Source organism: Stenotrophomonas sp. AGC87, from assembly GCF_057333975.1.
On the sequence record NZ_JBHFHW010000004.1, the window covers coordinates 81,392 to 92,413 of the forward strand.

Sequence of the window (11,022 nt, forward strand, 5' to 3'; positions counted from 1 at the left end):
CCATGATCATTTCCGCCTCCACCGATTACCGCGCAGCGGCGCAACGCCGCCTGCCGCCGTTCCTGTTCCACTACATCGATGGCGGCGCGTATGCCGAGCACACCCTGAAACGCAATGTCGCCGATCTGTCGGACATCGCACTGCGCCAGCGCATCCTGCGCAACATGTCCGATCTGAGCCTGGAAACGGAGCTGTTCGGCGAACGCCTGGCGATGCCGGTGGCGTTGGCCCCGGTCGGGCTGACCGGCATGTACGCGCGCCGCGGTGAGGTGCAGGCGGCGAGGGCGGCGGCGAGCCGGGGGATTCCGTTCACGCTGTCCACCGTCTCGGTCTGCCCGATCGAGGAAGTAGCCCCGGCCATCGACCGGCCGATGTGGTTCCAGCTGTATGTACTCAAGGACCGCGGCTTCATGCGCAACGCGCTGGAGCGGGCCAAGGCGGCCGGCGTGACTACGTTGGTGTTCACTGTGGACATGCCGACGCCGGGTGCACGTTACCGCGATGCGCATTCGGGCATGAGTGGCCCGAACGCGCCGGCGCGGCGCATGCTGCAGGCGGTGACGCACCCGCGCTGGGCGTGGGACGTCGGTCTGTTCGGCCGCCCGCATGACCTGGGCAACATCTCCACCTACCGTGGCAGCCCGACCGGCTTGGCCGATTACATCGGCTGGCTGGGCAACAACTTCGATCCGTCCATTTCGTGGAAAGACCTGGAGTGGATCCGCGAGTTCTGGACTGGCCCGATGGTGATCAAGGGCATCCTCGATCCGGATGATGCGCGCGATGCCGTGCGTTTCGGGGCCGACGGCATCGTGGTCTCCAACCACGGCGGGCGCCAGTTGGATGGCGTGCTGTCCACCGCACGGGCCTTGCCGGCGATCGCCGATGCGGTCAAGGGTGAGTTGAAGATCCTGGCCGACTCGGGCATCCGCAGCGGCCTGGACGTAGTGCGCATGATCGCGCTCGGCGCGGACAGCGTGCTGCTCGGCCGCGCCTTCATCTATGCGCTCGCCGCGCAGGGCGAGGCGGGCGTGGCCAATCTGCTGGACCTGATGGCCAAGGAAATGCGCGTGGCGATGACGCTCACCGGCGCGAAGACCATCGCCGATATCAGTGCCGATTCGCTGGTGGACGCCACGCGTCGTCTCGCGGTCGCACCATGAGCGGCACCGGCACCGGCACCGGCACCGGCAGCGATAGCGCCGCGTTGCTTGCGCAGCTGCGCGGCATCGTCGGCGATGCACACGTGCTGTGCGGCGACAAGCCGACCCGGCGCTTCCGCAAGGGCTACCGTTTCGGCGATGGCCCGGTGCTGGCGGTGGTCCGCCCGGGCACGCTGCTGGAACAGTGGCGCGCCCTGCAGGCCATCGTGGCGGCCAACGCGATCGTGATCATGCAGGCGGCCAACACCGGCCTCACTGGCGGTTCCACGCCGGATGGTGCCGACTATGATCGCCCGGTGGTCATCCTCAGTACGCTGCGCCTGACCGGCGTGCAGCTGATCAACGCGGGCCGACAGGTGGTCTGCCTGCCCGGGGCGACGCTGGACCGGCTGGAGAAGGAACTGGCGCCGCTGGACCGTGAACCGCACTCGGTGATCGGCTCGTCGTGCATCGGTGCCTCGGTGCTCGGCGGGGTCTGCAACAACTCCGGCGGCTCGCTGGTGCGGCGCGGCCCGGCCTATACCGAGATGGCGCTGTTCGCCCAGGTCGATGCCCATGGCCAGCTGCAGCTGGTCAATCATCTTGGCATCGCGCTGGGCGACACCCCCGAGCAGATCCTGGAGCGGCTGCAGCTCGGCGACTACGCGCCCGCCGACGTGGACAACGGCAACGACCGCGCCGCCTCCGACCCGCGGTATGCCGAGCAGGTGCGCCAGGTCGATGCGGCCACGCCGGCCCGCTACAACGCCGATCCTTCCCGCCACTACGAAGCCTCCGGCTCGGCCGGCAAGCTGGCCGTGTTCGCGGTGCGGCTGGATACGTTTGCGCGCGAGCCGGGTGAGGTGTTCTACATCGGCAGCAACGCGATGGAGGATCTGACCGCGATCCGCCGCCATCTGCTGACCGCGTTCGAACGCCTGCCGATCTCCGGCGAGTACCTGCACCGCGAGGCGTATGACATCGGCGAGCGCTATGGCAAGGACACCTTCCTGCTCATCGATCGCTTCGGTACGGCCCGGGTGCCAGCCGCGTTCGCGTTGAAAAGCCGCGTCGATGGCTGGTTTGAAAGCCTGGGCCTGCGCGGGGTCACCGACCGGGTGATCCAGTGGGCGATGCGCTGCCTGCCACGCCATCTGCCCGCGCGCATGGGCCAGTTCCGTGACCGCTACGAGCACCACCTGTTGCTCAAGGTGTCGGCGGTGGATGCCGCCGCCACCGAAACCTTCCTGCGCACTCACTTCGCTGACGGCGAGGGCGACTTCTTCCAGTGCACCGCCGAGGAAGGTCGCAAGGCGTTCCTGCATCGCTTTGCGGTGGCCGGCGCGGCCGTGCGGTATCGCGAAGTGCACCGGCGCGAGGTCGCAGACATCGTGGCCCTGGACGTGGCGCTGCGACGCGACGACCGTCAGTGGGTGGAACACCTGCCCGCGGACCTCGACGCACGCCTGGCCGGCAAGCTGTATTACGGCCACTTCCTGTGCCACGTGTTCCACCAGGACTACATCGTGCGCAAGGGGGAAGATCCATTGGCCATCGAGCACGCGATGTGGGCGCTGCTGGATGCACGCGGTGCCGAGTATCCGGCCGAGCACAACGTGGGCCATCTATACCCGGCCAAGCCGCCGCTGGCGGCGTTCTATCAGCAGCTGGATCCGAGCAATACGTTCAATCCGGGCATCGGCCAGACCGCGAAGACGCGCGGATGGGGCAGCTGCGACTGCACCACCCACGGGTAGAGCCACCCCATGGGTGGCTGTGCCGGCATATCGCAGGTATCAGGGCAGCCACCCATGGGGTGGCTCTACCCGTGGGGAATCACTCGCAGCGAACGGCGGTGATCACGTTGTCCTTGTCGATGAACACGCGCAGGCGATCCTGGCGCAGGTCGCGCGAGGTGATCGTGGCCGGGCCGATCGGGTTGATCAGGCCGGCGCCGCTCTGCAGCAGCAGCTTACGCATGTTCGCCTGGTCGGCCGGCTGGCCGATGGCCCAGCCCAGGGCATCGGCCTTGCACAGGCCCGGCCCTTTGATTTCCGGCCCCGGCGTGCTGACGCAGGCGGCCAGTGACAGGGTGCCGGCGAGCATGATCGCGGCGAGGGGATAGCGGTAAAGGGATGTCATCGGGTCGCTCCTGCGGGGTCAGGCGCCGACCATACCACCGCGGTGTGCATCGCCGCGTGGTGGGCACCCCGCGACCGTTGGACGCAGCCCACGCGGCTGATGGGGCAGGGCGCAACGGCCACCGGCGCTACACTGGCGGCCCCTCAGATCGGCCATGCCGGGAGTCTCAGGTGCTGCACGTGTTCATGCTTGGCGGGCGCCATGCCCGGGCCCGGATCGAGGTTCACGATGTGGCCTTCGCCAACGTCGATGTCATCGAGGAAGCCTACCCGCAGCTGCGCCAGGACTGGTTCGGCGAGCGCAAAGGGCTGCATGTCGATGGCTGGCTCGCCGTGGATGGGGTGGAGGCATACCGGGTGCGCTTCGGCGAGGTGGCCCCGGCGGCGGGCGCGCCGCGGCTCTACTTTCTCAATCTCGGCGGGTATGCCGCCGGCGCGCTGGGCGAGGCCCATGACTACCGGCTGCTGGTCGCCACCAGTGTCGAAGAAGCCAAGCAGAAGGCCAAGGCGCTGCGCGATGCCAGCTGGTTCAAGCCGCATACCGATGCCCTGCTGGAGGTGGATGACTGTATCGCCATCGATCAGGTCGGCGGCCGGTATGTGCAGCTTGAGCGCGGGGAGCACCAGGGCATCGCGCTGGTCAGCGACTACATCGTGATCGGCTGAACGGCCCCGATTGCCCGCGGCCGTCCCGCTGGCGCATAGTGTCGCGGTCTTGTGAGGGCCGGCGATGTCGCCGCGACAGGTCAACCAACGGAAGTAGCGCATGCAGAGCAGGAAGATCACGGCAGCAGTGATCGTGACGCTGGGAATGATGATGGCAGGTAACGCTGTGGCGGCCGAGCCGGACGCACCCGTGTTCGGTGGCTGGCGCAACCTGCATTCGGCCAGTGGCGCCGAGCCGGTGCTGAGGAACCAGCCGTTTGCGATCCTGCCGGGCGAGGTTGCCAAGGGCGAGCGGTTCGCGATCCTGGACCGCGAGAACAAGCAGGCAGTGTGCTGCCTGGTGGTGGACAGCGACCGTCTCGATGCGATCGCGCTGGAAACCCGCTACCGGCTGCCCGGGGTATGGATCGCCGATCTGCTCGGCAACGAGGACTACAACCGCCGGCACGGCGACCCGCATGTGTTCGCGATGACGCGCGAGGGCGAGCTGGTCGACCACGTCTTCTCGCAGGAAGGCGGCGGCTACAGCGACCTCGGCGGCCTGCTGCTGCCGGCCGGGGCCGCGCTGGATGCCAGTGGTGGCAGCATCAAGCTCGGCACCGCCACGTACCGCCTGCAGGTGCAGTCGCAGCGGTTCGCCGATGACAACGGCGCGCTGGATCGCTACACCCTGCAGCCGTCGGCACCGGCCGCGCCGGTGGTGGTCGAGGTGCCGTACAGCACCTACTGACACGGAAGCGACAGAACCGGCGCGGTACAATCGCGCCCGCCCACCGGCAGTGCCGGCCGGGCCCGCATCCTTGTCCGAGCCTGTCCGTGATCGCCCGATTCTTCCTGTCCTGTGCGCTGCTGTTGTTGGCCGCCTGCGCCACGCCGGCCCGGCCGCCGGCCAAACCGCCCGCCAATCCAGACGCCCTGTGGGGCATCATCCAGCGCGACTGCGCCGGCGATGCCGCCCCCCGTGGCAGCTGCCTGGCGGTGGCCGCCGAGGCGCAGCGCCGCGATGTGCTGCTCAAGGATTCGCACGGCCACTACCAATTCCTGGTGTTGCCGCTGGACCGGGTCTCGGGGATCGAAAGCCCCGCGCTGCTGCAGGCCGGAGCACCGAACTACTTCGCCGCGGCCTGGGCCGCCCGCAGCCACACCGAGCAGGCGCTGGGCCGGTCCCTGCCGCGCGATGTGGCGAGCCTGGCCTTGAACTCCCCGCATGGGCGCTCCCAGCACCAGTTGCACATCCACGTGGATTGCCTGCGGGCCGATGTCTTGACCCAGCTGCGCCGGCTGCAGCCCTCCATCGGTGCGGACTGGCAGCCACTGCCGGAGCCGCTGCGCGGGCATGCCTATCTCGCCCGCCAGCTGCCGGGTGCCGAGCTCACCGCGAATCCGGTCCGTCTGCTGGCCGCTCATCTGGCCGAGCCCGCCGATATCGGCAACTGGTCGCTGGTGGTGGCCGGGCAGACGGACCCCGCCGGTGCGCCCGGTTTCGTGCTGTTGGCCACCCGGCTGGACCTGGCAGCGGGCAACAAAGCCAGTGGTGAGGAACTCCAGGACCATGCCTGCGCCGTGCTGACCGGTGCAGCCGGGCCGCTGGAAGGTGTGCTGTGAGGCGCACCTGGGCGTGGGCGGTACTGATCGCACTGCCACCGCTGCCCGCGTGGTGCTGGGCAGCGGCGGATGACGCGGGTGCAGGCCTGCAGGACGTGTCCGGCAATCGGCTGATACCGCTCGCGGCAGCGCCTGCAGGGGCAAGTGATGCGGCCGGCGACCAAGGGGTCGACCCGCGCTGGTATTGCAGCGCGGACCAGCACTGGTGCGTGCGCGTGCAGCCGGGCGACGACGAGGAACAGGCGCTGCTGATCGTGCGTGAGCGCTCCGCTGGCAGGGATATCTCCCGCCGCGCGCTCGCGCTGGCCATCGGCAACGCCGAGGGCGGCCTGCAGCCTTGGCCGGCCCTGGTCGAACTCGGCTCGGCCGCGGGGGGCGGTGTGCTGGTCGGCGTGGATGCCCAAGCCAGCACGATGTACTCCGGCGGCGGCGCCAGCGTCACCGAGCGGGTCGTGGCGCGCGTCATGCTCCACGCAGCCGACGCCGACGCCGACGCCGACGCCGACGCCGGCTCTGGCGAGGTGCTGCGGCTGCCGGTGCAGGGCCACGCCAGCATCCGCGCCTGCTTCAGCGAGCGCGATATGGACCTCCGCGCCGGCGCCTGTCACGACGAGTATGGTTTCGATGCGGCGCTGAGCCTGGATCCGGCTGGCGCGGGCATGCCGGTGCTCCGCTATCAAACTCACGCCAACCGGTTTCCTGCGTTTGCCTCACGCAACCAGGATTCGCTCGCGCACGGCCGGGTAAGAACGTCGGAACTGCGCACCGTGTCGGATCCAGCCTGCTCGTATCAGCGGGTGTACCGCTTCCAGAACGGTGCCTATGTGGCCGATCAGGCATTGCCGGACTGCAGCGAATTCACCGAACTGTAGTGGGGCGCGGGAATCCAACGCGCGATTGAAATAAAAACCACGGACGTGGCACGTTATAGTGGCCGTTCAATGCGGTTCCCGCTTTCGCGCCCGGGCTGACTGGCGCGTCGTATCCGACTTAATCCATGACTGCTGAAACCACGACTCCGCCCGCCGCTGCGCCGTCCCAGGCCACCGGTCCGCTGTTCTACCAAGCGCCCGTGCCGCTGCGCTCGGATCTGCATGCCGCCTGGCGCCTGGTGCCCGACACCGCGCATTTTGCTGCCGATACCAATGCGATCCCCGCCGTGATCGGCGAGTTCGGCTCGCTGGCCCAGCATTACCCGATCATTTTCACCGGGAAGGACGCGATGCCGCTGGTGGCCGTCGGCCTGGCCCAGCGCAACCTGTTCGTTGCCGATGGCGTATGGGACGAGCAGAGCTACGTGCCGGCGTACGTGCGCCGCTACCCGTTCGTGTTCATGCAGGCCGGTGAGCAGGACGAGTACGTGCTCGCGCTCGACTCGGCCGCCAAGCAGGTCAACCAGGGCCAGAGCGAGGATGGCGTGCCGCTGTTCCAGGATGGCAAGGCGACCGAGATTGTCGACAACGCGATGCGCTTCTGCGGCGATTACACGCGCGAACATGATCAGACCCGTCGCTTCACCGCCGCGCTGATCGAGAACGAACTGCTGATCGACCGCAACATCGACGTCACCCTGGCCGATGGCCGGCAGATGTCGATCAACGGCTTCCAGGTCGTGGACGTGGAAAAGTTCGCCGCGTTGCCGGACGCCACCGTCGTGGCCTGGCACCGAAGCGGCTGGCTGGCGCTGGTGCATCACCACCTGAGCTCGCTGGCACGTTTCAGCGCCCTGGTGAGCCGCCAGAGCGCGCTGCCTGCCGACGCCTGAGGCCAGGCGCACGCGCAATGACGAAAACGGCGGCCGCAGGGCCGCCGTTTTTCGTTGTGCAGGGCAGGGCGGTGCTCAGTCGCGGGTGCTGACTTCCCAGTTGGCATGCACCACGCCGGGCTGACGTTGCAGCCGCGCGACCACGGCATCGAGCTCGTCGGCGCTGACGGCGGTGCTGACCAGGATCGCGACCAGCTCCACTGGGCCGTCGCCGTGTTCGATCACCTGCACGTCGCTGACCGGGTACTGCGCAGCCTCCAGTGCGTCCACCAGGCGTTCGCGTGCCAGGGGCGTGGCCGCAGGGTCCACGCTCAGGCGCACCTCGTAGGTCGCTTCAGAGGCGGCCTCATTGATCGGGATGCGGTTGATCGCGTTGACCAACGGGCGCAGCAGCGTGTTGCCGGCGATGATCAGCACGGTCAGCAGCGCGCCTTCGGCCAGCATGTCCGCACCGGTGCACGCACCGACCGCCGCCGAGCACCACAGCGTCGCGGCGGTGTTCAGGCCGCGCACGTTCATGCCTTCCTTCATGATCACGCCGGCGCCGAGGAAGCCGACCCCGGACACCACGTAGGAGATCACCCGCACGGCTTCAGCGTTGCCGGCGATGCGCATGCCCAGATCCACGAAGGCCGCTGCGCCGACCGCGACCAGCACATTGGTGCGCAGCCCGGCGGTGCGCTGGCGGTACTGCCGTTCCGCGCCGATCAACGTGCCGAGCACGAACGCGGCGACCAGGCTGACCACGGTGTCCAGGAAGGGGTACAGCTCGAAGGTCTGGATGAAGCGCATTCGGAGTCCTTGCAGGGCAGGGCTTAGGCGAAATCTCGATAAGCATATCCCGGGCGGTCATTTCCTCCTTTTCTGCCTGTTCAGCAGAATCACGGCCCCTCCCTCACTGCGCTCTGGCACGGGCCTGCCCGCGCCGGGACGTAGCTCTTTTACCGGAAATCTGCATGTCTGTGCTGTATCGCCCGCTGCGTCGGCGGGTCTTGGTTCTGTCGTTGTTGCCCCTGCTCGGCGCAGGTTCCGTGGTCCACGCGGCCGATGCGCCGACCCAGCTCGATGCGGTCACGGTCACCGGCTCGCGCATCCCCCGCGCCAGCGTGGAAGGGCCATCCCCGGTCACCGTGATCACCCAGGAGCAGATCGAAGCGCAGGGCTACCGCAGCGCCTTCGAAGCGCTCAGCGCGCTGACCGAGAACACCGGCAACGTGCAGGGTGAGGATTTCGGGAATACGTTCACCCCGGCCGCCAACACCATCAATCTGCGTGGCCTCGGCCCCAACCGCACCCTCGTGCTGGTCAACGGTCGCCGCCAGTCGGATTACCCGCTGGCCTACGAAGGCTCGGTCAATGTGGTCAACCTGGCCAACATCCCGAGTGCGCTGATCGACCGGATCGAAGTGCTGGCCGGGGGCGCCTCGGCGGTGTATGGCTCCGATGCGATCGCCGGTGTGGTCAACATCATCCTCAAAAAGACCTACGACGGCGTCGGCATCAATGTGCGCGCCGGCACCACCGAACAGGGTGGCGGCGACAACCAGCGCCTGCAGGCGGTCGGCGGCGGCTCGGGCGAGCAGTGGGACGCGATCTTCGGCCTGGAGATCGCCAATCGCAAGGCGATCTACGGCTCGCAGCGCGATTTCATGGACTCGCTGACCGACGATCCGCGTGGCGTGGCACCGCTGGCGACGGCGGTGGCGTATCGCCGCAACGCGTCCACCAACAATTACATCGATCCCGGTACCGACGGCTGCGATGCCTCCAGGACGCTGTATGGCGGCAGCGTGTTCCGCGCGCAGAATCCGCGCCAGGGCTGGTACTGCGGCAGCAATGAAGCGTCGCCCACGTTCTGGACCGTGCAGACCGAGAAGCGCAACATCGATGCGTACAGCGCAGTGACCTGGCGCTTGAACGATCGCCAGGAACTGTTTGCCGATGCGGCCATCGGCACCGCGCGCATCTACAACAACACCCGTGCGCCGAGCTGGACCTCCTCGCGCAATTACTTCTACAACCAGAACAGCGGTCAACTGGAAAGCTGGTACCGGCGTTTCGCACCGGAAGAGATCGGTGGCGTGCAGCGCAATGCCAACCGGTTCCTGGAGCAGTCCTGGTCGTTCAACGTGGGCGCGCGTGGCAGTATCGGCGGCTCGGACTGGGATTACGAAGCGGCCTACAGCCGCTCGCGCTATGAGAACAAGACGCAGCGCCCGGGCCTGCTGATCGACATCAATACCTACATGCTCGGCCCGCAGCTGGGCACCCGTAATGGCGTGGAGGTGTATGCACCGGATCCATCACGTCTGTATCAGCCGCTGACCCCGGGCGAGTATGAAGGCCTGTCCGGCCGCTACGAAAGCCGCAACGCCGCGTGGCTGCAGACCGCCAGCGTCAGCGTCAACGGCCAGCTGTTCGATCTGCCCGGTGGCCGTGCCGCGCTGGCAGCCGTCGTCGAAGCGGGCAGCCAGGGCTACCGCAACCGCCCGGACCCGGCGCTGGCGCAGGGTGTGTTCTGGAATCTCAACGCGGGCATCCCCGCCGGTGGCGAGCGTGACCGCTACGCGGCCGGTGTGGAACTGCAGCTGCCGTTGCTGGAGCGCCTGACCGCCACCGTCGCCGGCCGTTACGACCAGTACCGCGCCGCCGGGGACCACCTGGGCAAAGCGACCTGGAGCACCGGCCTGGAGTTCCGTCCGTTCGATACGCTGCTGCTGCGTGCCAGTGCGGCGACCAGCTTCCGTGCGCCGGACATGAATTACGTGTTCGCGACCGAAACGCGTGGCTACAACCCCGGCATGACCGACTACTGGCGCTGCCGCAGTGCCGGCCAGGCGTATGACGACTGTGACTTCAGCGGGCTGGCGATCGACTACACCAGCGGCGCCAACCCGCAGCTGCAGCCGGAAACCGCCAAATCGTATGGCCTGGGCTTCGTGTGGTCGCCCTCGGCCAACCTGGACTTCACGGCGGACTACTACGACATCCGCATCGACGATGAGGTCACCAACCTCGATGCGACCCGCATCCTGAAGGACGAAGCGGACTGCCGCCTCGGCCAGACCGTGGGCGGTGACGCACGCGATATCGCCTCGGCACAGTGCCAGGACGCGCTGCGTCGGGTGATCCGCAATCCGGCCGATGCCGCCGTGCAGCCGAACCAGGTCGTGCGCGTGCTGATCAACCCGATCAACGCCGCCTCCGAAACCGTGCGCGGCATCGATCTGAAGTCGAACCTGCGCTGGGACGCAGGCCGTTACGGCCGTTTCTCGACCCGCGTGGCCTACTCGCTGGTGATCGATCACAGCTACCGCCAGTTCGCTGGCGATGACGTGCAGGACCAGCGCAATTCGCTGGATTCCTACCAGTGGCGCAGCAAGGTCAACGGCAGCGTCACCTGGGCGATCAACGACTGGACCGCCACCGTGTACGGCATGCGCTATGGCTCGTTGCCCAAAACCGACGGCAGTGGCCGCATCGCCCCGTACATGACCTACAACGCCAGCCTGTACCGCAAGCTCAATGACAACGCCACGCTCGGCCTGATCGTCAACAACCTGCGTGACAGCCGCCCACCGGCGGACAAGAACGGCGGTGGTTGGCCGTTCTACCCGGTCGGCAACTACGACCCCTACGGTCGCCAGCTGTGGCTGGAGTTCGACTACCGCTTCCTGTAATCGCCTCGGGGGGGGGGGGGGGG

Annotated in this window: 10 protein-coding genes; 8 read left to right on the top strand and 2 right to left on the bottom strand. The window is 67.8% G+C overall.

Going from position 1 to position 11,022, the window contains the following annotated elements; translation table 11 throughout:
• Positions 1–2 precede the first annotated feature (2 nt).
• Together lldD and dld are read left to right on the top strand one after the other, a co-directional pair.
• Positions 3–1,163, top strand: a complete 1,161-nt coding sequence (gene lldD, locus ACE026_RS01300) for an FMN-dependent L-lactate dehydrogenase LldD (protein WP_486037268.1) — start codon at positions 3–5, stop codon at positions 1,161–1,163.
• A complete protein-coding gene (gene dld, locus ACE026_RS01305) occupies positions 1,160–2,899 on the top strand; it encodes a D-lactate dehydrogenase (protein WP_486037269.1) in 1,740 nt (579 codons plus the stop codon). The genes lldD and dld overlap by 4 nt, the downstream gene beginning before the upstream one ends.
• A 79-nt stretch (positions 2,900–2,978) precedes the next feature.
• On the opposite strand, the gene ACE026_RS01310 is transcribed toward dld, so the two are convergent.
• Positions 2,979–3,284, bottom strand: coding sequence for a hypothetical protein (locus tag ACE026_RS01310; protein ID WP_486037270.1), 306 nt, complete (start codon positions 3,282–3,284; stop codon positions 2,979–2,981).
• A gap of 170 nt (positions 3,285–3,454) precedes the next feature.
• On the opposite strand from ACE026_RS01310, the gene ACE026_RS01315 reads away from it, so the two are divergent.
• The 5 genes from ACE026_RS01315 (at position 3,455) to ACE026_RS01335 (ending at position 7,319) form a co-directional block, all read left to right on the top strand.
• Positions 3,455–3,949, top strand: a complete 495-nt coding sequence (locus tag ACE026_RS01315) for a DUF1543 domain-containing protein (RefSeq protein WP_486037271.1) — start codon at positions 3,455–3,457, stop codon at positions 3,947–3,949.
• Between the two features lie 100 nt (positions 3,950–4,049).
• Positions 4,050–4,679 (top strand): decarboxylase, encoded by a 630-nt coding sequence (locus ACE026_RS01320; protein ID WP_486037272.1) that lies wholly within the window; start codon positions 4,050–4,052, stop codon positions 4,677–4,679.
• 86 nt (positions 4,680–4,765) lie between these two features.
• A complete protein-coding gene (locus ACE026_RS01325) occupies positions 4,766–5,554 on the top strand; it encodes a CDP-diacylglycerol diphosphatase (RefSeq protein WP_486037273.1) in 789 nt (262 codons plus the stop codon).
• 95 nt (positions 5,555–5,649) lie between these two features.
• On the top strand, positions 5,650–6,426 hold the full coding sequence (locus ACE026_RS01330) for a hypothetical protein (RefSeq protein ID WP_486037274.1): 777 nt from the start codon (positions 5,650–5,652) through the stop codon (positions 6,424–6,426).
• A 125-nt stretch (positions 6,427–6,551) separates the two neighbouring features.
• Positions 6,552–7,319, top strand: coding sequence for a SapC family protein (locus ACE026_RS01335; protein ID WP_478049667.1), 768 nt, complete (start codon positions 6,552–6,554; stop codon positions 7,317–7,319).
• A 75-nt stretch (positions 7,320–7,394) separates the two neighbouring features.
• Here ACE026_RS01335 and ACE026_RS01340 read toward each other — a convergent pair whose 3' ends face one another.
• Positions 7,395–8,111: an MgtC/SapB family protein gene (locus tag ACE026_RS01340; RefSeq protein ID WP_313218578.1), complete on the bottom strand. Its 717-nt coding sequence runs from the start codon at positions 8,109–8,111 to the stop codon at positions 7,395–7,397.
• A 164-nt stretch (positions 8,112–8,275) separates the two neighbouring features.
• Between ACE026_RS01340 and ACE026_RS01345 the strand changes: the two genes are divergently transcribed.
• Positions 8,276–10,999, top strand: coding sequence for a TonB-dependent receptor plug domain-containing protein (locus tag ACE026_RS01345; protein WP_486037276.1), 2,724 nt, complete (start codon positions 8,276–8,278; stop codon positions 10,997–10,999).
• The last annotated feature ends 23 nt before the right edge of the window (positions 11,000–11,022 follow it).